At 69.6% G+C, this 22,629-nt stretch carries 24 protein-coding genes and 2 tRNA genes; 16 read left to right on the top strand and 10 right to left on the bottom strand.

From position 1 onward, the window contains the following. Positions 1-18: 18 nt before the first annotated feature. Positions 19-2,136, bottom strand: a complete 2,118-nt coding sequence (locus LHU95_RS08460) for a ComEC/Rec2 family competence protein (RefSeq protein WP_248710925.1) — start codon at positions 2,134-2,136, stop codon at positions 19-21. A gap of 82 nt (positions 2,137-2,218) precedes the next feature. Here LHU95_RS08460 and gltX point away from each other — a divergent pair, with 82 nt between their 5' ends. Beyond that, positions 2,219-3,625: a glutamate--tRNA ligase gene (gene gltX / locus LHU95_RS08455; protein ID WP_248710924.1), complete on the top strand. Its 1,407-nt coding sequence runs from the start codon at positions 2,219-2,221 to the stop codon at positions 3,623-3,625. A 109-nt stretch (positions 3,626-3,734) separates the two neighbouring features. Here the strand turns inward: gltX and LHU95_RS08450 are convergent, their stop codons facing one another. The 4 genes from LHU95_RS08450 to LHU95_RS08435 all read right to left on the bottom strand — a co-directional run bounded on the left by LHU95_RS08450 (position 3,735) and on the right by LHU95_RS08435 (position 8,188). Continuing rightward, positions 3,735-5,927, bottom strand: a complete 2,193-nt coding sequence (locus LHU95_RS08450; protein WP_248710923.1) for a molybdopterin cofactor-binding domain-containing protein — start codon at positions 5,925-5,927, stop codon at positions 3,735-3,737. A 14-nt stretch (positions 5,928-5,941) separates the two neighbouring features. Further along, positions 5,942-6,409, bottom strand: a complete 468-nt coding sequence (locus LHU95_RS08445; RefSeq protein ID WP_248710922.1) for a (2Fe-2S)-binding protein — start codon at positions 6,407-6,409, stop codon at positions 5,942-5,944. 118 nt (positions 6,410-6,527) lie between these two features. Further along, positions 6,528-7,097 carry a transposase gene (locus LHU95_RS08440; RefSeq protein ID WP_248710921.1) on the bottom strand — a complete coding sequence of 190 codons (570 nt, stop codon included), beginning with the start codon at positions 7,095-7,097 and terminating at the stop codon, positions 6,528-6,530. A gap of 113 nt (positions 7,098-7,210) precedes the next feature. Beyond that, on the bottom strand, positions 7,211-8,188 hold the full coding sequence (locus tag LHU95_RS08435; protein ID WP_248710920.1) for an MBL fold metallo-hydrolase: 978 nt from the start codon (positions 8,186-8,188) through the stop codon (positions 7,211-7,213). A gap of 170 nt (positions 8,189-8,358) precedes the next feature. On the opposite strand from LHU95_RS08435, the gene infA reads away from it, so the two are divergent. The 7 genes from infA to LHU95_RS08400 all read left to right on the top strand — a co-directional run bounded on the left by infA (position 8,359) and on the right by LHU95_RS08400 (position 12,174). Beyond that, positions 8,359-8,577, top strand: a complete 219-nt coding sequence (infA, locus tag LHU95_RS08430) for a translation initiation factor IF-1 (RefSeq protein WP_007003972.1) — start codon at positions 8,359-8,361, stop codon at positions 8,575-8,577. 32 nt (positions 8,578-8,609) lie between these two features. After that, complete coding sequence (locus LHU95_RS08425; RefSeq protein ID WP_248710919.1) at positions 8,610-9,212, top strand: Maf family protein; 603 nt, start codon at positions 8,610-8,612, stop codon at positions 9,210-9,212. Beyond that, a complete protein-coding gene (locus tag LHU95_RS08420; protein WP_248710918.1) occupies positions 9,212-10,270 on the top strand; it encodes a ribonuclease E/G in 1,059 nt (352 codons plus the stop codon). The genes LHU95_RS08425 and LHU95_RS08420 overlap by 1 nt, the downstream gene beginning before the upstream one ends. 8 nt (positions 10,271-10,278) lie before the next feature. Continuing rightward, a complete protein-coding gene (gene yacG, locus LHU95_RS08415; protein ID WP_248710917.1) occupies positions 10,279-10,455 on the top strand; it encodes a DNA gyrase inhibitor YacG in 177 nt (58 codons plus the stop codon). Between the two features lie 50 nt (positions 10,456-10,505). Then, positions 10,506-10,581, top strand: a tRNA-Phe gene (locus LHU95_RS08410). A 127-nt stretch (positions 10,582-10,708) separates the two neighbouring features. Further along, positions 10,709-11,503 carry a transporter substrate-binding domain-containing protein gene (locus tag LHU95_RS08405; protein ID WP_248710916.1) on the top strand — a complete coding sequence of 265 codons (795 nt, stop codon included), beginning with the start codon at positions 10,709-10,711 and terminating at the stop codon, positions 11,501-11,503. Between the two features lie 98 nt (positions 11,504-11,601). Then, positions 11,602-12,174 carry a hypothetical protein gene (locus LHU95_RS08400; protein WP_248710915.1) on the top strand — a complete coding sequence of 191 codons (573 nt, stop codon included), beginning with the start codon at positions 11,602-11,604 and terminating at the stop codon, positions 12,172-12,174. 84 nt (positions 12,175-12,258) lie between these two features. On the opposite strand, the gene LHU95_RS08395 is transcribed toward LHU95_RS08400, so the two are convergent. The 5 genes from LHU95_RS08395 to LHU95_RS08375 form a co-directional block, all read right to left on the bottom strand. Then, positions 12,259-13,545 carry a TRAP transporter large permease gene (locus LHU95_RS08395; protein ID WP_349292683.1) on the bottom strand — a complete coding sequence of 429 codons (1,287 nt, stop codon included), beginning with the start codon at positions 13,543-13,545 and terminating at the stop codon, positions 12,259-12,261. Between the two features lie 19 nt (positions 13,546-13,564). Further along, positions 13,565-14,104, bottom strand: coding sequence for a TRAP transporter small permease (locus LHU95_RS08390; protein ID WP_248710914.1), 540 nt, complete (start codon positions 14,102-14,104; stop codon positions 13,565-13,567). After that, positions 14,101-15,102: a TRAP transporter substrate-binding protein gene (locus tag LHU95_RS08385; protein ID WP_248710913.1), complete on the bottom strand. Its 1,002-nt coding sequence runs from the start codon at positions 15,100-15,102 to the stop codon at positions 14,101-14,103. The genes LHU95_RS08390 and LHU95_RS08385 overlap by 4 nt, the downstream gene beginning before the upstream one ends. Positions 15,103-15,194: 92 nt before the next feature. Beyond that, positions 15,195-15,893 (bottom strand): GntR family transcriptional regulator, encoded by a 699-nt coding sequence (locus tag LHU95_RS08380; RefSeq protein WP_248710912.1) that lies wholly within the window; start codon positions 15,891-15,893, stop codon positions 15,195-15,197. A 164-nt stretch (positions 15,894-16,057) separates the two neighbouring features. Then, positions 16,058-16,669: a histidine phosphatase family protein gene (locus tag LHU95_RS08375; protein ID WP_248710911.1), complete on the bottom strand. Its 612-nt coding sequence runs from the start codon at positions 16,667-16,669 to the stop codon at positions 16,058-16,060. A 122-nt stretch (positions 16,670-16,791) separates the two neighbouring features. Between LHU95_RS08375 and LHU95_RS08370 the strand changes: the two genes are divergently transcribed. The 8 genes from LHU95_RS08370 to LHU95_RS08340 all read left to right on the top strand — a co-directional run bounded on the left by LHU95_RS08370 (position 16,792) and on the right by LHU95_RS08340 (position 22,626). Beyond that, complete coding sequence (locus LHU95_RS08370; protein ID WP_248710910.1) at positions 16,792-17,760, top strand: tripartite tricarboxylate transporter substrate binding protein; 969 nt, start codon at positions 16,792-16,794, stop codon at positions 17,758-17,760. A 196-nt stretch (positions 17,761-17,956) separates the two neighbouring features. Further along, positions 17,957-18,085 carry a hypothetical protein gene (locus LHU95_RS23355; RefSeq protein ID WP_283094298.1) on the top strand — a complete coding sequence of 43 codons (129 nt, stop codon included), beginning with the start codon at positions 17,957-17,959 and terminating at the stop codon, positions 18,083-18,085. Between the two features lie 67 nt (positions 18,086-18,152). Further along, entirely contained in the window at positions 18,153-19,106 is a 954-nt protein-coding gene (locus tag LHU95_RS08365; RefSeq protein ID WP_248710909.1) for a tripartite tricarboxylate transporter substrate-binding protein, read from the top strand. Between the two features lie 106 nt (positions 19,107-19,212). Beyond that, a complete protein-coding gene (locus tag LHU95_RS08360) occupies positions 19,213-19,536 on the top strand; it encodes an ETC complex I subunit (RefSeq protein ID WP_248710908.1) in 324 nt (107 codons plus the stop codon). 15 nt (positions 19,537-19,551) lie between these two features. Then, positions 19,552-19,628: transfer RNA gene (locus LHU95_RS08355), tRNA-Arg, on the top strand. Between the two features lie 80 nt (positions 19,629-19,708). Beyond that, entirely contained in the window at positions 19,709-20,836 is a 1,128-nt protein-coding gene (locus LHU95_RS08350) for a CaiB/BaiF CoA-transferase family protein (protein WP_248710907.1), read from the top strand. A 30-nt stretch (positions 20,837-20,866) separates the two neighbouring features. Further along, a complete protein-coding gene (locus LHU95_RS08345) occupies positions 20,867-22,030 on the top strand; it encodes an acyl-CoA dehydrogenase family protein (RefSeq protein WP_248710906.1) in 1,164 nt (387 codons plus the stop codon). 137 nt (positions 22,031-22,167) lie between these two features. Then, complete coding sequence (locus tag LHU95_RS08340) at positions 22,168-22,626, top strand: (2Fe-2S)-binding protein (RefSeq protein ID WP_248710905.1); 459 nt, start codon at positions 22,168-22,170, stop codon at positions 22,624-22,626. The last annotated feature ends 3 nt before the right edge of the window (positions 22,627-22,629 follow it).

Raw genomic sequence — 22,629 nt, 5'->3', positions numbered from 1 at the left:
GCCCTGCGGCGATCCGGCCTACTCCGTCTCAGCCGGCGGTTCCTGGGTTTGTGCGCGCGGCGTGGGGCGCGGCGGCACCCAGGGGCGATCCCCGCGCCAATCGCGATCGGACACCACGCGCGGCGGCGCCAGCCACACCGCATGCGCGCCATCGCGCCATGCCGAAAAGCGATCCACCACCACACTCCCGGGGCAATCCCCGCGCAGGGGCTCGGGCGAGAGAATGACCGGCGCCGTGCCGCAAGCCGGGTGCGCGCCGCGCCGGAACTCCGCCGCGGCGCGCTGCCCGCGCTGCGGCATGGGCGGGCGCAGCAGCAGCACGGCCGCCGCACCGGCAGCATCACGCAGCAGACAGGATTGCGGCGTGCAGGCGATGCGTCCGCCCGCAAGCTCACCGTCCACGGGCAAGGGTGTTCCCGCATCATCGCCGAAGCCACGCAGCCAGGCATCGCCGGTGAAACGGGACGCGCCGGGCCGCCTTTCGAAGAACACCTCCCCCGCGACCTGAAAGGCAAAAAGCCGCCCATCTGCCGAAGCCAGCGCTGCCGGCAGGCTGACCCAGCTCCAGCTGGCGAAGCCCAGCGCCATCGGCAGGCAGCCCAGCAGCCGCCAGCGTTGACGCCAGAGGCACAGCCAGCAGAAGCCGAAGGCGATCAGCGCGAGGCCATGGCCTGGCAAGGGCGCCATGGCCAGGGCCGCGCCCGGCCAGGCGGCCACCGCCTGCGCCACCCACAGAATGCCCGCGATGCCCCAGCCCATCAGCGCAAGCGGCATGCCCTCGGCACCGAAGGGCATCAGCAGCAGGGCCAGCATCCCGGCCGGCATCACCAGAAAGGAGGTCAGCGGCACGGCCAGCGCATTGGCCGCCACGCCATACACCTGCACCCGGCCGAAGTGATGCAGCCCGAAAGGCGTGGTCGCCGCACCGGCGATCACCGAGGTCGCCAGCGTGCCGAGCAGGACCAGACCCAGACGCTGCCAGAGCGGACGCGGCGCGGCCCCCCCCATCAGCCAGGGCCGCGCCGCCTCGAACGCCGCGATGAGCGCCAGCACGGCGGCGAAGCTCATCTGGAAGGAGGGGCCAAGCAGCGCGGCGGGTTGCAGCACCAGCACGGCGACCGCAGCGAAGGCCAGCACCCGCGGGCTCAGCGCGCGCCGGCCAACCAGCAGCGCCAGCGTGACCAGCGCGGCCATGGCAAAGCTGCGCTGCATCGGCACCTGGCTGCCGGTCAGCACCATGTAGAAGCCACCCGCCAGCAGGGCGAGGATGGCCGCCACCGGCTTGGTGCCGAAGCGCAGCGCGAAGCCGGGCCAGAGCGCCAAGCCACCCCGCGCCAGGGCAAAGACCAGCCCCATCACGATGGCGATATGCAGCCCCGAGACGGACAACAGATGCGCCAGGCCCGAATCCCGCATCGCCTGCATCTCGGCCGGCGGAATGCCGCTTTGCCCGCCCGTCAGCAGGGCCGCCGCAATCGCGCCCGCAGCGCCGGGCAGCGCCGCCATCACCTGCGCCTCGATCCGCGCGCGCAGCCCCGAAAGCGGCGGGGCCGCGCCGTCGCGCGCCATGATCTCCAGCGGCCCGAGCGCGAAGCCGGAGCCGGCGACGCCCTCGAAAAACGCTGCACGCTGGAAATCCCAGGCGCCCGGATAGGCCGGCGCCGAGGGCGGGCGGATCAACGCGCGCAAGGCCACGCGATCCCCGGGTTCCGGCCGGGCCCGGTCGTTGGCACGCAGCCGGACACGGATAAGCCGGGCGGCGGGCGGCATCTCCTCGGCCCAGCGCGCCTCGGCGAGGGTGAGGCGCAAGCCGCCCGGCAGCGGGTCCACTTCCACCACCGTTCCGCGCAATGCCATCGCCCCGCGCGGCAGCTCCAGGATGGGCGCCGCGCGCATGCCGTGCCAGCCGGCCAGCGCGAAACCGCCGCCGATGCAGGCCAGCAGCGCCATGGCCCAGGCCAGCAAGGGCGACTGCGCGCGCAGCCGGAGGGCCAATCCCGCCGGCAGCAGCGCGAGGCCTCCCCACCAGAGCGGCGGCTCGAAGCGCGGCACGAAATACAGCAGCACCCCAACACCCAGCGCCACCGGCAGCCAGAGCGCGAGGCGCCCCTGCTCGGATTCCAGACGGCGAATCACCCAGGGTTGTAGCGGAGGCTGCATCTGCACGCAGACGTGCACCACCCCTCAACCGCCGTCCAGCATCGTGATACACAGGCGCATGACCGTTCGCACCCGCTTCGCCCCCTCCCCCACCGGCTTCCTGCATATTGGCGGTGCCCGCACCGCGCTGTTCAACGCGCTCTTCGCGCGGCGGCATGGCGGCGCCTACCTCCTGCGCATCGAGGATACCGACCGCGCCCGCAGCACCCAGGAAGCCGTGGACCAGATCCTGGAATCCCTGGCCTGGCTGGGCCTCAGCCCCGATGAGCCGCCGGTCTTCCAATCCCGGCGTGAGGCCCGCCATGCCGAGGTGGCGCATGAACTCCTCGCCGCCGGCCTCGCCTACCGCGCCTATGAAACCCCCGAGGAGCTGGTGGCCATGCGCGAGCGCGCCATCGCTGAAAAGCGCCCGCCCCGCTACGATGGCCATTGGCGCGAGCGTGAGCCAGGTGCCGCCCAGGCCGGCCAGCCCTTCGCCATCCGCCTCAAGGCGCCGCAAACCGGCGAGACGGTGGTGGAGGACCAGGTCCAGGGCAACGTCACCGTCGCCAATACCGAGCTGGATGACATGATCATCCTGCGCTCCGACGGGACACCCACCTATCTGCATGCCGTGGTGGTGGACGACCATGACATGGGCATCACCCACGTCATCCGCGGCGATGACCACCTGACCAACACCTTCCGCCAATGCATGGTCTATGACGCGATGGGCTGGCACCGCCCGCGCTTCGGCCACATCCCGCTCATCCATGGCGCGGATGGCGCGAAGCTCAGCAAGCGGCATGGCGCGGTTTCCGTGCTCGATTTCCGGGACCAGGGCCTGCTGCCGGAAGCCGTCTGCAACTATCTGTTGCGCCTGGGCTGGGGCCATGGCGATGAGGAAATCATCCCCCGCGCCCGCGCCGAGCAGATCTTCGACCTGCATGATGTCGGCCGCGCGGCCTCCCGCATGGACTACAAGAAGCTGGAGCATGTGAACGGCGTCTATCTGCGCCAGGCCGACCCCGTGAAACTGCTGCCCGATGTGCTGCACCGCCTCTCGGCCTCGGGCGAGTTGTTCGGCACCGAGAAGATCGCCCGCGTGCAGGCGCTGCTGCCGGCCCTGCAGGAGCGCGCGAAAAACCTCGCCGAGCTCGCGGCCAGCGCCGCCTTCGCCGTGACGGACGGCGCGCCCGAGCCGGATGCCAAATCGGCCGCGCTGCTGACACAGGACGCCAAGGCGCGCCTCGCCGATCTCGCGGAATTCCTCTCGGCCGCCCCGTGGGAGCGCGCCGATCTCGAACATTGGCTGCGCGACTATGCCGAGGTGAAGGCGGTGAAGCTCAAGGACATCGCCCAGCCTTTGCGCGTGGCGCTGACCGGCAGCACCATGTCCCCGCCGATTGACCTCACGCTGTTCGCGCTGGGCCGCGATGAAGCGCTGGCGCGGATTCTGGCGGCAGCGGGCATTGGGACAATTTAGCCTGGACTGATCATGCTGCCGTCTGGGGGCGCAAACCGCCCTCAGCCGACGATCCCAGGAAGGGGGTGTGGGGCCCCGATCCTGAGATATTGGAGCCCCGGCTTTTCCGTCACGTCCCCTGCGCCGCCGCCCGGAACCGCGCCGCCGTGAAGGGGATCGAGCGCATCCGCACCCCCGTCGCGTCAAAGATCGCGTTCGAGACGGCCGAAGGAATCACCGCCGCCGCCGGCTCGCCAGCGCCCCAGGGGCGTTCGGTCGGGCGGTCAATCAGCTCGACCACGATCTCGGGGATTTCCGGGAAGGTGATCGTCCGGTAGCTCGCCCAATCCAGGCTCGTGATGGTCTTGCGGTCGAAGGTCAGCTCCTCGTGCAGGGTGCGGCTGAGGGTGTGGATGATGTTCCCCTCGATCTGCGCCTTCACCCCATCCGGATGGATGATCTGCCCGCAATCATGCGTGCAGTAGAATTTCGTCACCCGGATATCCCCGGTGCGGCGATTGACCTCCACCTCGGCCACGGCGGCCACATAGGTGCGCACCAGCTCATACTTCACATAGGTCACGCCCCGCCCGCGCACGACATCGCCGCTGAGGTTGCGCTGCGGGCTCGGCCGCGTCTGCCAGTTGGACAGGCGCGCCACGCGCTCCAGCACGGTGCGCCCGCGCGGGTCATCCTGCGGCATCAGGCGCAGGCGGTATTCCACCGGGTCCGCCGCCGCCTCGGCCGCGCATTCATCGAGGAAAGCCTCATTGGCGTAGGTGTTCTGCATGCGGCCTGGCGTGCGGATCCAGCTCGGCCGGAAGGGCGTGGTGTCCAGGCGGTGGCAGGTCGTCTTGATCGCCGGGAAGCTGTAGGGCAGCGCCAGGTTGTGGACGATGTTGCCGGGATGGATCTGGTTTTCGCGCGGCATGCCCGAAAGCTCCGCCGCCGTCAGGTCCACATTGCCGCCCGCCCCTTTCGGGATGAAGGCCTCGCTCTCCCAACCCACGATATTGCCCTGCGCATCCAGCCCGGCGCGGAGGTCCACCAGATGCGGCGGGCCCTTGGGGTCCCAGCCATGCTCATCGGCGCGCATCCATTGCACGCGCACCGGGCGGCCCACGGCGCGGGCCAGCAGCGCCGCATCGGCCGCCGCATCCTCATGGCCGTTGCGGCCGTAGCAGCCCGCCCCCTCCATGTAGATGCAGCGCACCTGCTCATTCGTCATGCCGAGCATCATGGCCAGTTGCTTGCGCAGATTATGCGTGGCTTGGCTGGCGGACCAGGTGGTGAGCTTGCCATCCTTGAACTCGGCGACCGCGCAGGAAGGGCCCATCGAGCCATGGGTGTGGATGGCGAAGTCATAGCTGGCTGAGACGCGCTTCGCGGCCCCCTGGATCGCCGCCCCCGGCGCCCCGCGCTCCGACGTCACCTGCACCTGGGCGACCGGCGTGGATCGCACATGCTCCCACAGCTTGGACTGATCCGGCAGGCCGGCCCATTCGGACCAGCTCACCTTGAGGTCCCGCGCCGCGCGGATCGCCGCCCATTCCGTTTCGGCCACCACGCCGACAAAGGCGCCCTGGTGCACCACGCGCACCACGCCCGGAATGCCGCGGATGCTGGCTTCATCCACCGATTGCGCCACCGCACCCATGGCGGGCGGGCGCACCGGGCGGCCATGCAGCATGCCCGGCAGCTTGAAGTCATGCACATATTCGAAGCGGCCGAAGACCTTGTCCGGGATATCCACCCGCGGCACCGAACGGCCGACGATCCGGCGCTCGCCCGGCGCCTTGATGGGGGCCGCGGCATCCACCTTCATCTCCAGCGCGCGCCCGCCGACCAGCTCGGCATAGGTGACGCGGCCCGAGGGGCCGATCACCACGCCATCCTCGACCCGCAGCGCCGAAACCTCGGCCCGCAGCCGCTCGGCCGCGCGCTGCACCAGGGCGCGGCGCGCGGTGGCGGCGGCGGCCCGCAGCGCGACGCCGCCATTCTGGATGGAGAGCGAGCCATAGGTCGGCCCCTGATCCGGCGTCAGCGCCGTATCGCCCTCGATCACCCGCACGCGGGCCAGCGCGACATCCAGTTCCTCGGCGGCCATCTGCATGAAGCCGGTGCGCACGCCGGTGCCGAGATCCACCTTGCCGATATAGACGGTGACACCGCCCTGGGCATCAATCGCCAGGAAACTTGCCACCTCATCCGCCGCCACGGATTTCTCGGTCCAGGCCTTGGCCGATGGCGGCAGGGTGAAGCCCACCACCAGCGCGCCCCCGGCCGTGAGGAGGGAGCGGCGGTCCAGATTGATTGCGTTCATGTCCCTGCCCTCCCTCAGCCCTGCGCCGCGGCGCGCAGCACGGCGGCGACGACGCGCGGATGCGTGCCGCAGCGGCAGATGTTGTTGACGAGTTCCTGCTTGACCTGCGCCTCGGTCGGGCGCGGATTTTTCGCCAGCAGCGCCGCCGATTGCATGATCATCCCATTGGCGCAGTAGCCGCATTGCACCGCCTGCTCGGCGATGAAGGCCTGTTGCAGCTTGTGGGGGGCGGCTGGCGTGCCCAGCCCCTCCAGCGTGACGATCCGCTTGCCCGCCGCCTGCCCCACGGGAAGCTGGCAGGAGCGCACCGCCTCGCCCTCCACATGCACGGTGCAGGCGCCGCATTGGCCAAGGCCACAGCCATAATGCGGACCGGTGACGCCCACCTCGTTGCGCAGCGCGTAGAGCAGCGGCATGTCGGGGTCATCAACGGTGATGGTGACGGCGCGGCCGTTCACATTCAGGGCCAGGTTCTGGCTCATCGCGTTCTCTCCCTGGCGGGACGTGGCGCCCGCTCGTTACGCCGCCATTCAAGCCCGGAGGCGCGCCGGCGCGCAACCTTCGCGGAATGAAGCGCCGGCCGGGCCGTCGCGCCCGCCATCACGCCATGGCCAGCCGGAGCGAGCGCGGGATATGGGCGCGGCCCCCCACCATCCCCATCAGGTTGCGCAGCGCCCGGCCCCATTGCAGCACGAAGCGCCCGAAATTTTCACGATGGCGCATTTGCAGCGCCACCAGCCTTTTGGACAAATCCGGATCAGGCAGCATCCAGGCCGGCCCAGGCAGGGCGCCGAGAAACTTCAAGCGCCGCGCCAGGACAATGATGCCCATTCCGCGCATCCGATACGCCCGCCGCGCGCCCCGGAAGATCACCCGCCGCAGCGATTGCAGCGGGTGGCGGGGCCCAAGATCATGCAGCGCCTGGAGCAGTTCCTCCCACAGCCCGGCCTTCGTCAGCCGGCGGAAATGCCGGGCGACGGTGCCCGCCTCGCCATATTCGGGCGGAACCTCCCGCCAGGGGGCGTCGGTGGTGAGCAGCCAGAACATGCCATTCATGCGGTGGCGCAGATCAGCCAGGGGCCGGCCCTGCGGGGCGTCGCGCTCCACATAGGGGCGCAGCGCGGCCCATTGGCGGTCGGTGAGGGGGCGGTGGGGGATGCGATGGAACATAACGCGAACAATAGGGAAAAGTATATTCAAAATCAATGTAAATTGGGGCGCTGCCCCAAGCCCCGGCAAGAACCTCAGGTTCTTGCATCTCCGGGGCACAGCCCCGCACCTGGTCACTCCAGCGTGAACAGCTTGCCGACCGCCGCCGGCACCACGCGTTCGCCCAGCGCGCGTTCCAGCGCATTCACCGCCCGCCACCCGGTGCAATGCGCCGGGATCACCAGCGGCAGATCAAACCCGCCGATATCGCGCACCGTCTCGGGGATGATCTTCTCGTTCTCGCCCGAGAGGTGAAAGCCGCCCATCACGGCGAAGATCGCCTCCTCCGGGAAGGCCGCGCGCGCCGCGTGCAGCACATTCACCACCCCGGCATGCGAGCAGGCGGAAAAGATGATCAGCCCCTGGCCCGCGAGGCGCACCGCCAGGAAGCGCTCATCCATCAGCAGCTCATCGGCCTGCCATGCGGCATCCTCCGCATCGCGGCCCACCTGGCCGGGCAGGCCGCGCTCATAGGGCGTCACGCGGGGAATTTCGCCGCTCACATAGAACAGGCCATCCAGGGCCAGTTGCGGTTCGGCCGTGACGATCGGCGTGGCACCCATGGCCGCCCATTCGCCGGGTGCCGGGATGAAATCCATGGGCAGCACCCCGCCATCGGGCTGGCGCATGCCGCGCTCGCGGAACATGCCGGGATGCAGGTAGAGCGGCGTCGCGCGCCCGCCATTGGCCGCGCGCATCATCGCCAGCGCCTGCGGCAGGCCGCCCGCATGGTCCCAATGGCCATGGCTCAGCACCACCGCCTCGATGGCAGCGAAATCCACGCCGAGGCGGGTCGCGTTGCGCTCCATCGCCATATCCACCGGCCCGCCGTCAAACAGCAGGCTGCGCGGCCCCGCCGGCCCATGCGCCGTGACCAGAAGGGAGAGGCCGTGGCTGGCACAACACAGCGCCCCACCCGAGGTGCGCTTCATCCCCTGGTGCCGCAATTGCTGCGCCTCACGCAGCACGAAACGCGGCGCGGAGGAGAGCATGTCCAGCACATTATCCACGATGACCTGAATCTCGATCCGGCTCGCCGCGACCAGCTGCATGGCACGTCCCCTGTTCCTGCCCGGAGGAGCTTGTGTCAAAACTTGACCTTGCGCCATTCCGGGCGCATTCACCGCGCGCACCACCCAGCGCCCGGGGGCTTCACGCCGCCAGCGGCGCATTGCTCTGCGCCACTCCCCGGTTGAACCACGAGGCGGATCAAAGGACCCGAATGTCTAAAGAGGATATGATCGAGTTCAGCGGCCAGGTCGTTGAACTTCTCCCCAACGCCATGTTCCGCGTGAAGCTGGACAATGAGCACATGGTGCTCGCCCATACCTCGGGAAAGATGCGCAAGAACCGCATCCGCGTCCTCGCCGGGGACCGCGTGAATGTCGAGATGACGCCGTATGACCTGACAAAGGGCCGCATCACCTTTCGCTTCAAGTGAATGGGCCGCTTCAGGGAACCGGGCAGCCTTCCATGAGTTTGACGGGTGGGGCTTTGACGCGCGAGCGGCCGCCCCTGGTCCTCGCCTCGGCCAGCCCGCGCCGGATCGAGCTGCTGGCCCGCATCGGCGTGACGCCGGATCGCGTGGCGCCGGCCGATATCAACGAAACCCCGAAGCCCGCCGAATTGCCGCGCAACCTGGCCGCCCGCCTGGCCCTGGCCAAGGCGCAGGCCGCGGCCGACCCGGCCGCGCTGGTCCTGGCCGCCGATACGGTGGTGGGCGTCGGCCGCCGCATCCTCGGCAAGCCGGACAGCCCGGCGGAGGCGCGCCGCTTTCTGGAACTCCTCTCCGGCCGCCGCCACCAGGTGCATACGGGTGTCGCGCTGCGCCAGCCCGATGGGCGGATCGCCACCCGCCTGGTCACCACCATCCTCGCCTTCCAGCGCCTGACGGACCAGCAGATCGCGGCCTATGTCGAGGCGGGCGAATGGCAGGGCAAGGCGGGCGGCTACGCCATCCAGGGTGCCGCCGAGATGTTCGTGCGCTTCCTGTCGGGCAGCCACTCCAACGTCGTCGGCCTGCCGCTGTTCGAGACCGCGCAATTGCTGCGCGGCTGCGGCTGGCTGCGTCCCTGATGATGCAGATCCACCTCTCCCGCTCACCCGGAGAGCGCCGCGTGGCGCTGCTGCGCGATGGCGCGCTGCACGCCTACCGGCTGGAGCGCCCGGCGCGGCCCGACGGCGTGGGCGATATCCTGCGCGGCCGCGTCAGCGCCGTGATGCCGACCCTCGCCGGCGCTTTCGTGGCCTTGCCGGATGGCGAGTCGGGCTTCCTGCCCGAGAGCGATTGCGAAGGCCGCAAACTACCGTCCGAAGGCACCATCCTGACGCTGCGCGTGACCCGCGCCGGCCAGGGCGGCAAGGGCAAGCGCCTCTCCGCGAAAACGCCGCAGATCGAGGGGGAAGCCCTGATCGCCCGGGGCCCCGACGCCGCCCTGCGCTGGGCCGCCGCCTACCCCGAGGCGCGCATCATCGCCGATGACGCGGCCGAGGTTGCGCGGCTGCGCGGGGTGCTCGGTGCGGGGCGCGTGCTGCTCCAGGGCAATGCCTTCGATGACGCGCTGGAGGATGAGGTGGCGCGCCTCGCATCCCCCGAATGGGATTTGCCGGGCGGCGGGCGGCTGATCTTTTCCCCCCTGCCCGCCCTGACCGCGGTGGATGTGGATTCCGGCGGCGCCGACCCGCGCGAGGTGAATCGCCTGGCCATCCCCGAATTCGCCCGGCAACTGCGCCTGCGGGACCTGGCCGGCCCCATCCTGCTCGACCTCGCGGGGCTTTCGGTGAAGCAGCGCGCGGCGCTGGAGCCCGATCTGCGCGCCGCCTGCGGGCATGATGGGCTGACGCAGCTGCTGGGCCTCGGCCCGCTCGGCCTGTTCGAGCTGCGCCGCGCCCGCATCCACCCGCCCCTGCATGAAACGCTGTCCGAGCGCGCCCTGGCCACCGGCCTCGCGCTGCTGCGCCAGGCCGCGCGCGAATCGGCGGCAGCGCCCGGCCGCCGCCTGGCCCTGCATGCCACTGGCCCCGTCCTCGCGGCGCTGGACGCCATGCCCGAGGCGCTGGAGGAATTCACCGCCCTGGCCGGCCACCCCATCCTGCTCCGCGCCGGGCCGACGCCGGAGATCACCGATGCCTGACGCCCCCCATGCCTGAGCTGCGCTGCCCGATCTGCCGCAAGCCCTCGGCGAAGCGCGAACCCGGCCAGCGCAGCGCCTATCCCTTCTGTTCCGAGCGTTGCCGGCAGGTGGATCTCGGCCGCTGGTTCACCGAAAGCTATGCCGTGCCGGTGGTGGAGCCGGAGGAGCAGGACGAAGAACGCTAGCCCGGCTGGACACACCCCCGCCGCTTCGCTATCACGCCGTCACCAAGCGCGCCCGGGTAGCTCAGTTGGTAGAGCATGCGACTGAAAATCGCAGTGTCGGTGGTTCGATTCCGCCCCCGGGCACCATTCCACTTGGCGAGACGCCGCCAGGCTTTTCCTCACCAGGATGTGACGGCACCCGGCGCCATTGGCCGCCTCCAGCCCCTCTTGAGCCTTGCGGATCGTCACGCCCAAAACCGGCAGGAGCTTGAGCATGTTCTCCAGACGACAGGGTTTCATCGCCCTCCCCGCCTTCGCCATCGGCACGGCCCGCGCGCAGGATACCGTGGCGCTGAGCCGCTTCCTCGCCCCCACGGGGCCCTTGCGCGCGGTCATCAACGTCGGCAACCCGATCCTGGCCAATCGCCGGCCGGGGGACCCCGTGCCCTTCGGGGTCTCGGTGGACCTGGCCCGCGAACTGGCCCGCCGGCTGGCGCTGGATGTCGAGTTGATCGCCGTCCCCTCGGCCGGGCGCGCGGTGGCGACGATGCGCGCCGATGACGGGGATATCGGCTTCTTCGCGCTGGACCCGACACGCGGTCAGGGCATTGATTTCACGGCCCCCTTCATCGAGATCGAGGGCACTTTCCTCGTGCATGAATACTCGCCCATCACCGCGATCGAGCAGGTGGATAGCCGCGGCGTCCGCATCGCCGTCGGCCTGAACAGCGCCTATGACCTGTTCCTCCGCCGCGAAATCCGCAACGCCACCCTGGTGCGCATCGCCACCTCACCGCGCGTCGTGGAGGAGTTCGTCCGGCAGAGCATTGATGTCGCGGCTGGCGTCCGGCAGCAGCTGGAGGCGGATGCCGCGCGAATCGGCGGGCTGCGCATGCTGCCCGGCCGCTTCATGGTGATCGAGCAGGCATTGGGGCTGGCGGGCGGGCGGGACCCTTCGGCGCTGGCCTATCTGCGCGATTTCATCGAGGAGATGAAGGCGAGCGGCTTCATCGCGGCCTCCCTCGCCCGCCACAATATCCAGAGCGCCTCCGTCGCGGGCCCTGGCTGACGCCATCCGCCGGCGGGGTGGGTTTGCGGCAAATCATGGCCCCGCCCTGCCTGCAAAACTGATAATCACGCCCATTCGATCGCCCCAGGGGAAACCACATGTCCGACAGCATTCTCGCCACCCGCCGCGCCGGCCTCGAAGAGGCCTTCTTCGCCCGGCACAATGAAGAACTCCGCCAGAAGATGCTCCAGGCGGATGCGGAGAAATTCCGCAAGGAAGCCCTGATCGCCGCCACCGGGATCGTGGATGACGTGGTGCTTCAGCGCCTCATGCAGTTGCAGATCGGCACCGGCACGCTTGCCGCCTTGACCCTGGTGCCGATGGTGCTGGTCGCCTGGACGGATGGCTCGATCTCGGCCGAGGAGCGCCGGGCGATCCTGGCCGGGGCGAATGAAGCGGGCCTCAAGCCGGGTGGCCCGGCCCTCGAATTGCTGGAGGCCTGGCTGCACACCCGCCCCGCCCCTGCCCTGTTCCAGGCCTGGAAGGATTACGTGGCCGCGCTGACCCATACCCTGACGCCGGAGGAGCGGCGCTCGCTCGAATCCAGCGTGCTGGCGCAGGCGCATCGGGTGGCGTCAGCGACGGGCAGCTTCCTTGGCCTGACCTCGCCGATTTCGGATGCGGAAAACGCGCTGCTGCGCGAATTGGCGCACAGCTTCCACACGGCGTAGCGGGCGGCGGGGAACCGCCTCCCGCCCATCGCCGGGGCGGCCCGCTGCCCCGGCGCGTGGGTGTGCCGTGCCTTCGCCGTGGGCTCAGCCCACATAGCCCAGCAGCAGCCGCGGCAGGGTGAGGGAAACCGCCGGCCAATAGGTGGTGAAGGCCAGCGCCACCAGGATGGCGCCCCAGAAGGGCCAGATGGTGCGCATCACCTCCTCGATGCGGATCTGGCCGATGGCGCAGCCCACGAACAGCACCGCCCCCACGGGCGGCGTGGTGAGGCCCAGGCCCAGATTCATCATCATCACCATGCCGAACTGCACCGGGTCCATGCCGATGGCGAGCACCACCGGCAGGAAGATGGGCGTGGTGATGAGGATCAGCGCCGCCATGTCCATCACGCAGCCCAGCGCCAGCAGGCAGAGATTGATCATCAGCAGGATGACGATGGGGTTGCTGCTGATGGCCAGCATGCCGTCGGTCAGCAATTCCGGCAGCCGATACATCGCCAGCAGCCAGGCGAAGGCGGTGGCGGTGCCGACCAGCAGGAAGACGACCGCCGTGGTGCGCACGCTGGTCCGCACGGCCAGCACGAAATCCGCCCAGGGCAGCGCGCGATAGATCAGCAGCGTCACCAGCAAGGCCCAGATGGTGCCGAAGGCCGCCGATTCCGTGACGGTGAAGACGCCCGAAAGCACGCCGCCCAGGATGATCACCGCCGTCAGCAGGCCCGGCAGCGCGTCCACGAACGTCCAGAGCAGGTGGCGGAAGCCCTTCCAGCCATCGGCCGGATAGCCGCGCCGCACCGCCATCACATAAGCCGCCACGGCCAGCAGCAGGCACATCATGATGCCAGGCACGATGCCCGCGATGAACAGCGCCGAGACGGAAATCCCGCCGCCCGCCGCCAGCGAATACAGGATCATGTTGTGGCTCGGCGGGATCAGGATGCCGGCGATGGAACTCGTCACCGTGAGGGATACGGCGTAATCCACGCCATAGCCCTTGGCCTTCATGGCCGGGATCAGGATGGTGCCCGTGGCCGAGGTATCCGCCACGGCCGAGCCTGAAATGCCGCCGAACAGCATCGAGGTGGAGACATCCACCATCCCCAGGCCGCCGCGCATCCAGCCCACACAGGCCGAGGCGAGCGCGATCAGGCGGCGCGCGATGCCGCCATGCAGCATGATCTCGCCCGCGAAGATGAAGAATGGAATGGCGAGCAGGGAGAAGATGCTCATGCCGCTCGCCATCTGCTGGAAGGCGACGGCGGGGTTCAGCCCCTCCCAGAGAAAGCCGGCGACGGCGGCGATGCCCAGCGTGAAGGCGACCGGCACGCCGGCCATGATGCCCACGGCAAAGACGGCGAAGATCAAAAGCAATCCAGGTTCCACGGGCGCGCTACTCCAGGAAGGCGGCGGCGATGCCGCGTTTCTCGGGCGCGCCCTCCGAGAAGATGTCGAGCAGCACCTGCTCGATGGCGAACAGCACCATCAGCAGGCCGCCCACCACCATCGGCGCATAGGTCCAGCCCTGGCTGATGCCGAGCAGCGGGATCTTGAACGGCCCCACCATCTCGACCAGTTCCCAGGACCACCAGGCCATGCCGGCGCCGAAGAGCCCCATCAGCGTGTCGCAGGCCAGCGCCACCCAGCGCTGCCCACGCTCGGGCAGCGCCTCGCGCAGGCCCAGCACCGAAAGGTGGAAGCGCTCGCGTACGCCCACCGCGGCCACGGGCATGGCGATGGAGAGGATGGCCAAGGTGGCCACCCGCTCGATCCAGGTGGGCGTGTCGTTCAGCACATAGCGGGCGAAGACGAGCCAGCCCATCATCCCCACCAGCACCACCAGCGCGACACCGGCCACCGCGATGGTCAGCGCCGAGAGCGCGCCCAGCGCCCGCGAAAACGCCGCGAGTGCCGCCGGCAGCTTTTCGCTCACCGCAATTCGCGGATGCTGCGGACCAGGGCGCTCAGCGCCGGCGTCGCCGCGTATTTGGCGTAGACCGGCTCCATCAGCGCCGACCAGGGCGAACGGTCGGCGATCTCGATCACGGTGACTCCCGCCGCCGTCACGCGCTGGCGGCTGACGGCCTCACGCTCGGCCCAGAGGCGGCGTTGCAGCGTGGCGGATTCCAGGGCGGCGGCGCGCATCATCGTGCGGTCCGCCTCGCTCATCCGCTGCCAGCGCTGGCGGGAGACGGCGAGCACCTCGGGCACGTTGGAATGCTCGGTGGTGGAGTAGAAGCGCGCCACCTCGAAGTGGCGGGTGCTTTCATAGGAGGGCCAGTTGTTCTCGGCGCCATCAATCACGCCGGATTGCAGGCTGGTGAAGACTTCGCCGAAGGGCAGCGGCGTCGGGTTGGCTCCCAGGGCCCGCATCAGGTCAATCCAGAGATCGGAGGTCTGCACGCGGATCTTCATGCCGCGCAGATCAGCCGGCGTGCGCACCGGCCGCGTGGTGTAGAGGCTGCGCGCGCCGGCATCATACCAGGCGAGCGGGATGATGCCGATCGCTTCCAGCTCGCGCGTGATCGCCTCACCCGCCACACCGTCAATGGCGCGCTGCATGTGGGCCACATCGCGGAACAGGAAGGGCAGTGTCACCACATTGGTGGAGGCCGCCAGGTTGTTGAAGGGCGAGAGGTTGAAATTGCCGAAATCAATCGCGCCCAGGCGCATCTGCTGGATCGCCTCATCCTGCTGGCCCAGCTGCGCCGAATGGAAGGTGCGCATGCGGATGCGGTTGTTGCTGCGCTCCCCCACCATGCGGGTGAAGGCATCCATGCCCTGGCCATTCGGGTAATCGGCCGCGTGGATGTTCCAGCCGCGCCATTCCTGCGCCATGGCCGGCCCCGCTAGGGCGGCGAAGGCCAGCATGGCAGTCAACAGAGGCACGGTGAACAGAATCCGGGCGCGTTGCCCTGATTTGGCGAACATGGACGTCTCCTCCGGGGCTGGGTGCTGAAGCACCTCTCGCGTGTTAAACTGCAATAGCAGTTTGCAAGTCTGGCGCAGTCCGGCCCCGCCCGTCAACGCGACTTTCGAGTGGGCGCCGCCAGGACGCCATTGGTGACGAGCGAGCGCAGCACATGCGCGCGCATCCGCGCCTCGGCCAGCGCCGCATCCCGCCGCTTCAGCGCGGCCACGATGCCCTTGTGCTCGGCCAGCGCCTTGGGCAGGTCCCGCGGCGTGCTGCCCACCGCGCGGTGCTGGCCCAGATGGTCATAGGCCCGCAGCGAGGAAAGCGAGCGCGTCAGGAAGGCATTGCCCGCCGCCTGATGGATCAGGGCGTGAAATTCCTCATTCGCCGCATCCAGCGCGGCGCTGTCCCGCGCGGCCGTGCCATCGGCCATGCGATGCAGCAGCGCGCCGAAGCGCGCGAGGCCCGCGGCGTCCAGCCGCTCGGCCGCCAGGGCGGCGGCGACACCTTCCAGGGCCGCGCGGATGCGGCCCAATTCGCCCAACTGGCCGGGCCCCACCTCGGCCACCACGGTCCCGCTGCGGGGCAGGGTGACGACCATGCCATCGGCTTCCAGCCGGCGCAGCGCCTCCCGCACGGGCTGCGCCGAAATGCCGAAGGACGCGGCCAGCCCACGCTCGGAAATCTTGCGCCCGGCCGGCAGCGCGCCCTGCACGATGGCGGCGCGCAGGCGGCGAAACGCCTGCTCCCCCAGGGAGAGCGTCTCATCCTCGGCCAGGGCCATGCCCAGGGGCGCGCGATCCACCATGCCGCACCCATACCGAGCCTCGGGCTTTCCCGGAAGCCGGAACACCGCCCCGGGCGGCGCCCTGGAGTGTGTTCCCTTCGCCAGGGCTCACGACACAAACTCCGGCCCACTGGTTTTCGGGCACCGTCATCCGTCCAGACGATCCCGCTCGAACGGAAGATGCCCTAACGCGCGCTCCCGGCCAGGGCGATGAGCTGCTCGGCCCGGAAGAAGCCCAGGAAGGCCCAGTCGGCACCACCCGGCCGGAACACGCCGGCCGCGCCCTCCGGGAATTCCTGCTGCGCCAGGCCGCGGCCGAGGATCATCCCCAGCGGCACGATATGGCCGATCATCACGCGGTTCCCGCCAACCACCGGCTGGGCGAGGCGACGGGAGACGGCGCGCGCATCATCGCTGGGGCTGCCGGGCGTGTAGTCATCGGCGATCAGATCCCGCTCGACGCGGGTTTGCGCGCGGCCAAAGGCCAGTTCGGCCGTGTCCTGCGCGCGGAACACCTCGCTGGTCAGCACCTCGGCCACGGGGATGTTCAGCGCGCGGATCGCCTGGCCCAGCCGCGTGGCCTGCTGCCGCCCGGCCTCGCTCAGGTTGCGCTGCCCGGCGCGATCGCCCCGCAGCCCGGTATCCACCTGGGAGCGGTCCGTGATGGCGTGGCGGAAATAGAGGTTCAGCCCCCCCGCCCGCAGCAGCGGCAGCAGCGCGTCATCGGCCAGGAAGGCATGGCCTTGGGCCATGGCCGGCACGGCGAAGACCCCCCCCAAAAGGACACGGCGGCGCATGACAATCTCTCCATCCGGATGCCCGGCCGGATAGCCGAGCCCGCCCGGCGCCGCAACGGGTTGCGATGGACCAGCCCCGCCCTTGCCTGCCATGCTGCCGCAAAATCAACCGAGGAACCGCCATGATCACCCGCCGCGCCGCATTCGCCCTGCCCCTCGCCACCGCTGGCCTCGCCACCCCTGCGCTGGCGCAGGCTGGCTTTCCGAACCGGCCGGTGCGCCTCGTCGTGCCCTGGCTGCCGGGGGGCTCGGCCGATACGCATCTGCGCGTGCTGGCGGAGCTGGCGGGGCGCAATCTCGGCCAGTCGGTGATCGTGGAGAATCGCCCCGGCGCCTCGGGCACGCTGGGCCCGGCCATGATCGCGCAGGAGCCGCGCGGCGATGGCCATCTGATCGGCCAGATGCCCGTCACCATCTTCCGCATCCCGGCGATGAGCCGCCGCCCCACCTTCGACCCCATGGCCGATTTCTCCTGGGTGATCCACCTGACCGGCTATGTCTTCGGCGTGGTGGTGCGCAGTGACAGCCGCTACGCCACCTGGGAGCAGTTCCTGGACTACGCCAAGGCCAATCCGGGGCGCGTCAGCTACGGCACGCCGGGCGTCGGCTCCTCCCTGCACATCACCATGGAGCGCATCGCGGCCGAGCGCGGCATCGAGTTCCTGCATGTGCCCTTCCGCGGCGGCGCCGATACGACGCAGGCGCTGCTGACGGGCTCCGTCGAATGCGTGGCGGACAGCACGGGCTGGGCGCCGCTGGTGCAGGAGGGGCGCTTCCGCCTGCTCATCGTCTGGAGTGCCGAGCGCGCCAAGCGCTTCCCCGATGTGCGGACGCTGCGCGAAGTGGGCATTGATATCGTCTCCGACAGCCCCTTCGGCCTGGCCGGGCCGAAGAACATGGACCCCGGCGTGGTCCGCGCGCTGCATGACGCGATCAAGCCCGCCCTCTTCGACCCGCAGCATGTGGCCACGCTGGAGCGCTTCGACATGCCGGTGCGCTACATGGACAGCGAAGCCTATGCCGATTTCGCCCGCCGCCTGAACGCCGAGGAGAGTGCGGCGGTGCGCCGGCTCGGCCTGCGGATGGATTGAAGCCTGGCGCGCCACCCCGCCGTTGCAAATTGCGAATGCGCGCCCCGCCATTTGCAATTTGCAATGCGACTTGGGGGCTGGCCCAGGGGGATGCGCTGGGCGCAGACGCATGAACCTCGTGATATCAACAGCTTGAGAAGCTGGCCCGCCACTTGCTCCATGGATTGGGAAGGCAATGATCCAAAGGAGCTTCCCCATGTCCCAGATGTCCGAAACCAACCGCGGCGACTTCGCTCTCACCCTGCTGCGCTTCAGCATCCTCGCCACGGCCAGCACGCTGGCGGGCGTCCTCGCTCATATCGCCTGGAAAGCCATCGCCGGCTGAGGCGGCCCAGCCAGGCGGCGTGGACAAACGCGCCGCTTCGGGCACAGTCGCGGGCGGAGGAACACCCATGAATCGCCGCGCCGCGCTTGCCCTGCTTGCCACACCCACGCTCGCCCAGGCCCAGCCGGCCTGGCCGCAGCGCCCGGTGCGCATCGTCGTCCCCTTTCCGCCCGGCGGGTCGAATGATGTGATCGCCCGGCCCCTGGCGGAGAAGCTGCAACAGCGCCTGGGCCAGCCCGTGGTGATCGAGAACCGGCCCGGCGCCGGCGGCGCCATTGGCGCGGCCCAGGTGGCGCAGGCGGCGGCCGATGGGCATACGCTGATGGTGACCAGCAGCAGCTTCGCGGCCTCGGCCGTGGTGCAGCGCACGCCCTATGACGCGGCGGAAAGCTTTGAACCCGTGGCGCGCCTCGCCGTCGCCCCCTTCCTGGTGCTGACCAACCTCAATTTTCCGCCGCGCGACGTGGCCGGGCTGATCGCGCATGCGAAGGCGCATCCGGGGCAGGTGGATTTCGGCAGCTCCGGCCCGGGCGGCATCAATCACTTCGTCACCGAGTATTTCGCGCTGCGGGCCGGGCTGCGGCTCAACCATGTGCCCTATCGGGGCATGCCGCCCGCGGTGACGGATCTCGTCGCCGGCCATATCCAGCTGCTGATCACCACCATGGCCAGCGCATCCGGCCCGATCCGCGACCAGCGCGTGCGGCTGCTGGCCTATGCCGCCCCCGGCGCGCCCGCCGGCAGCCCGGCGGCCCCCACCGTGCGCGAGGCGACGGGCCTTGATTACGAAGCGAGCATCTGGTGGGGCCTGTTCGGCCCGCGCGGCCTGCCAGCCGAGGTGCTGCGCATCCTCAACACCGCGGTGCGCGCCAGCCTGGCCGAGCCCGATGTGGCGCGCATCTACGAGGCCGAGGGCGCCACCCCCGCCCCCTCCAGCCCGGCAGAATTCGGCGCGATTCTGCGCGGCGACATCGCCCGCTTCCGCGAGGTGGCGCAGGCCGCGAATATCCGCGCCGAATAGGGGCGCCGGCGCCCTGCCGCTGCCCCCTCATCCGTGAATGGTTCCAAGATGGGGCGAGGCGTCGTATCCTCCCCGCATGGTTCGGCCATCTGGGGAATTCCGCCGCATGTCGCTTGTTGTCACCAAGGCCCGCATCTTCCAGCCGCCGCGCTCGGCCATGCAGTCGGGCCGCGCCAATACGCAGGAATGGGCGCTGGAATTCACGCCGCCCGGCCGCTCGCGCCTGGACCCGCTGACCGGCTGGATCGGCTCGGCCGAGACGACGCGTCAAGTGCGGCTGCATTTCCCGACGCGCGAGGCCGCCATCGCCTATGCCGAAGCGCAAGGCATCGCCCATGAGGTGGAAGAGCCGACGCGCACCCGCCCGATCAAGCCCAAGGTCTATGCCGACAACTTCCGGACCAACCGCCCGGACAACTGGACGCATTGACCCGATTTCAGCTTCGCGCCCTTAGCTCAGTTGGATAGAGCAGGAGCCTTCTAAGCTTCAGGCCGGTGGTTCGAATCCACCAGGGCGCGCCACTTTCCCCAATCCCACCACGGCCCCTTCGCGCCGCCTCCCGCCCGCTGCTAGGCTTCCCGCCATAAACAGGGAGGCAAGCATGGGTCCGCTGCACGGAATTCGCGTCCTCGAGATTGCCGGCATCGGCCCCGGGCCCTTCTGCGCCATGCTGCTGGCCGATCTGGGTGCCACGGTGATCCGCATCGAGCGCGCCGAAGGCCCCGCCGGCTCCCGCCAGGATGTCTCGCTGCGCAACCGCCGCTCCCTTGCCCTCGATCTGAAGCGGCCCGAGGCCGTGCAGGCCGTGCTGCGCATGGCCGAGACCTCGGACGCGCTGATCGAGGGCTTCCGGCCCGGTGTCATGGAGCGGCTGGGGCTGGGGCCCGAGGCGGTGCGGGCGCGCAATCCCCGCCTGGTCTATGGGCGCATGACGGGCTGGGGCCAGGATGGCCCGATGGCGAAGCTCGCCGGGCATGACATCAACTACATCGCGCTGACCGGCGCGCTGCACGCCATGGGCCGCGCCGGGCAGCCGCCGGCGCCGCCGCTCAATCTCGTGGGCGATTACGGCGGCGGCGGGCTGCTGCTGGCCTTCGGCCTCCTCGCCGCGCTGCTGGAGCGTGACAGGAGCGGCCAGGGCCAGGTGGTGGATGCCGCGATGGTGGATGGCGCGGCCCTGCTGATGGCGCCGATCTACGGCATGCAGGCGCGCGGGCGCTGGGGTGCTGCGCGCGGCGGCAACATGCTGGATGGCGCGGCCTCCTTCTATGACAGCTATGCCTGCGCCTGCGGCGGCTTTGTGGCCGTGGGGCCGATCGAGCCCGCCTTCTTCGACGAGATGGTGGCGAAGATGGGCCTGGACCCCAAGCTGTTCGAGGGCCGGATGGAGCCGGCCCGGTGGCCCGCGCACAAGGCGCTGCTGGCCGCGGCCTTCGGCCTGAAGACGCGCGATGAATGGGCCGCGCTCTTTGCCGGGAGCGATGCCTGTGTGGCGCCCATCCTCTCCATGGAGGAAGCCCCGCACCACCCGCACAACGCGGCCCGCGCCACCTTCCTGGAGCGGGACGGCGCGACCCACCCGGCGCCCGCCCCGCGCTTCTCCCGCACGCCGGGCGCGTTGCATGCGCCCCCGCCGCTGCGCGGCGAGCACAGCCGCGAGGTGCTGGCGGAATTCGGCTTCTCCGAGGCCGAAATCACCGCACTCGCCCCCGATCCCGCAAGCCGCTAGCCTGCCGGCCAAGAACAGGAGGTGACACCCATGGACACCAATGCCGCCGCGCGCCCCAGGCGCCCACGCCGCGTCTTCACCGCCGAGCATGAGATGTTCCGCGAGCAGATGCGCCGCTTCGTGGAGCGCGAAATCGCCCCCTTCCACCGCGACTGGGAGCATGCCGGGATCGTCCCGCGCGAGCTGTGGCGCAAGGCGGGCGCGCAGGGTTTCCTCTGCACCATGCTGGACCCCGAATATGGCGGTGCCGGCGGCGATTTCGGCCATGCCGCCATCGTCATCGAGGAACTGGCGCGGGTGAATGCCTCGGGTGTGGCGTTCCAGCTGCATTCGGACATCGTGGTGCCTTACGTCGCGGCCTATGCGAGCGAGGCGCGCAAGCGCCAATGGCTGCCGAAAATGGCGGCGGGCGAGATGATCGGCGCCATCGCCATGACCGAGCCCGGCATGGGCAGTGACCTCAAGGCCGTGCGCGCCAGTGCCGTGCGGGATGGCGCGCATTGGGTGATCAATGGTTCCAAGACCTTCATCTCGTCGGGGCAGAATGCCGGGCTGGTGATCGTCGTCTGCAAGACCGATCCGGCGGCCGGGCGGCGCGGCGTCTCGCTGATCGCCGTCGAGGAGGGCACGCCCGGTTTCACGCGCGGCCGCAACCTCGAAAAGATCGGCATGCACGCGCAGGACACCTCCGAGCTGTTCTTCGAGGATGTGCGGGTGCCGCTGGACAACCTGATCGGCGAGGAAAATGCCGGCTTCCGCCACCTGATGCACCAATTGCCGCAGGAGCGCCTGGTGATTGCCGTGCGGGCCGCCATCAGCATGGAGACCATGCTGGACAAGACCATCGCCTACACCAAGGAGCGCCAGGTCTTTGGCCACTCGGTCTTCGATTTTCAGGTGCACCGCTTCAAGCTGGCCCAGGCCCGCGCCGAGATCGAGATGTTCCGCGTCTATCTGGATGACTGCATCACGCGGCACATGCGCGGCGAGTTGTCGGGCGAGGATGCGGCGGCCGCCAAGCTGCTCGGCACCGAGATGCAGAACCGCCTGCTGGATGATTTCCTGCAGATGCATGGCGGCTACGGCTACATGGCCGAATACGAGATCGGCCGCGCCTGGGCGGATGCGCGGGTGGGGCGGATCTATGGCGGTTCGAGCGAGGTGATGCGGGAGATCATCGCCAGAACGCTCTGACGTCCGGCAATCTCATTTCCGGGATCAGGTTTCGGCTTGCGCATGGAAGGGAGGTGCAGGAACCTGAGGTTCCTGCCGGGATGCTCGAAGGGCAGCGCCCTTCGATTTGCCTTTTCGATCATTGAGGGAGAGCCACCATGGCCAAGTTGAACGTCAACGGAAGCGTGGTGGAGGTGAATGCCTCGCCCGACACGCCCCTGCTCTGGGCGATCCGCGACCATGTCGGCCTCACCGGCACGAAATATGGCTGCGGCATCGCGCAATGCGGCGCCTGCACCGTGCATATTGATGGCCAGGCGATACGCTCCTGCGGCGTCACGCTGGATTCCGTGACCGAGGCGCAGAAGATCGTGACGATCGAGGGCCTCTCGCCCCAGGGCAATCATCCCGTTCAGGTTGCCTGGCGGGCGCTGGATGTGCCGCAATGCGGCTTCTGCCAATCCGGCATGATCATGGCCGCCGCCGCCCTGCTGGCCGAAAAGCCCCGCCCGACGGATGCGGATATTGACGCCGCCATGTCCAATATCTGCCGCTGCGGCACCTATAACCGCGTGCGCGAGGGCATTCACCGTGCCGCGCGCGGCCTGGCCGGCTGAGAA

It is taken from the genome of Sediminicoccus sp. KRV36 (genome assembly GCF_023243115.1).
GTDB lineage: Bacteria > Pseudomonadota > Alphaproteobacteria > Acetobacterales > Acetobacteraceae > Roseococcus.
This window is presented reverse-complemented; position numbering and strand designations above follow the sequence as displayed.

Excerpts from the sequence above, each read along its gene's own strand:
- gltX (WP_248710924.1), top strand. The coding sequence starts at position 2,219 with ATGACCGTTCGCACCCGCTTCGCCCCCTCCCCCACCGGCTTCCTGCAT.
- LHU95_RS08450 (WP_248710923.1), bottom strand. The coding sequence starts at position 5,927 with ATGAACGCAATCAATCTGGACCGCCGCTCCCTCCTCACGGCCGGGGGC.
- LHU95_RS08445 (WP_248710922.1), bottom strand. The coding sequence starts at position 6,409 with ATGAGCCAGAACCTGGCCCTGAATGTGAACGGCCGCGCCGTCACCATC.
- LHU95_RS08440 (WP_248710921.1), bottom strand. The coding sequence starts at position 7,097 with ATGTTCCATCGCATCCCCCACCGCCCCCTCACCGACCGCCAATGGGCC.
- LHU95_RS08435 (WP_248710920.1), bottom strand. The coding sequence starts at position 8,188 with ATGCAGCTGGTCGCGGCGAGCCGGATCGAGATTCAGGTCATCGTGGAT.
- infA (WP_007003972.1), top strand. The coding sequence starts at position 8,359 with ATGTCTAAAGAGGATATGATCGAGTTCAGCGGCCAGGTCGTTGAACTT.
- LHU95_RS08425 (WP_248710919.1), top strand. The coding sequence starts at position 8,610 with ATGAGTTTGACGGGTGGGGCTTTGACGCGCGAGCGGCCGCCCCTGGTC.
- LHU95_RS08420 (WP_248710918.1), top strand. The coding sequence starts at position 9,212 with ATGATGCAGATCCACCTCTCCCGCTCACCCGGAGAGCGCCGCGTGGCG.
- yacG (WP_248710917.1), top strand. The coding sequence starts at position 10,279 with ATGCCTGAGCTGCGCTGCCCGATCTGCCGCAAGCCCTCGGCGAAGCGC.
- LHU95_RS08405 (WP_248710916.1), top strand. The coding sequence starts at position 10,709 with ATGTTCTCCAGACGACAGGGTTTCATCGCCCTCCCCGCCTTCGCCATC.
- LHU95_RS08400 (WP_248710915.1), top strand. The coding sequence starts at position 11,602 with ATGTCCGACAGCATTCTCGCCACCCGCCGCGCCGGCCTCGAAGAGGCC.
- LHU95_RS08385 (WP_248710913.1), bottom strand. The coding sequence starts at position 15,102 with ATGTTCGCCAAATCAGGGCAACGCGCCCGGATTCTGTTCACCGTGCCT.
- LHU95_RS08380 (WP_248710912.1), bottom strand. The coding sequence starts at position 15,893 with ATGGTGGATCGCGCGCCCCTGGGCATGGCCCTGGCCGAGGATGAGACG.
- LHU95_RS08375 (WP_248710911.1), bottom strand. The coding sequence starts at position 16,669 with ATGCGCCGCCGTGTCCTTTTGGGGGGGGTCTTCGCCGTGCCGGCCATG.
- LHU95_RS08370 (WP_248710910.1), top strand. The coding sequence starts at position 16,792 with ATGATCACCCGCCGCGCCGCATTCGCCCTGCCCCTCGCCACCGCTGGC.
- LHU95_RS23355 (WP_283094298.1), top strand. The coding sequence starts at position 17,957 with ATGTCCCAGATGTCCGAAACCAACCGCGGCGACTTCGCTCTCACCCTG.
- LHU95_RS08365 (WP_248710909.1), top strand. The coding sequence starts at position 18,153 with ATGAATCGCCGCGCCGCGCTTGCCCTGCTTGCCACACCCACGCTCGCC.
- LHU95_RS08360 (WP_248710908.1), top strand. The coding sequence starts at position 19,213 with ATGTCGCTTGTTGTCACCAAGGCCCGCATCTTCCAGCCGCCGCGCTCG.
- LHU95_RS08350 (WP_248710907.1), top strand. The coding sequence starts at position 19,709 with ATGGGTCCGCTGCACGGAATTCGCGTCCTCGAGATTGCCGGCATCGGC.
- LHU95_RS08345 (WP_248710906.1), top strand. The coding sequence starts at position 20,867 with ATGGACACCAATGCCGCCGCGCGCCCCAGGCGCCCACGCCGCGTCTTC.
- LHU95_RS08340 (WP_248710905.1), top strand. The coding sequence starts at position 22,168 with ATGGCCAAGTTGAACGTCAACGGAAGCGTGGTGGAGGTGAATGCCTCG.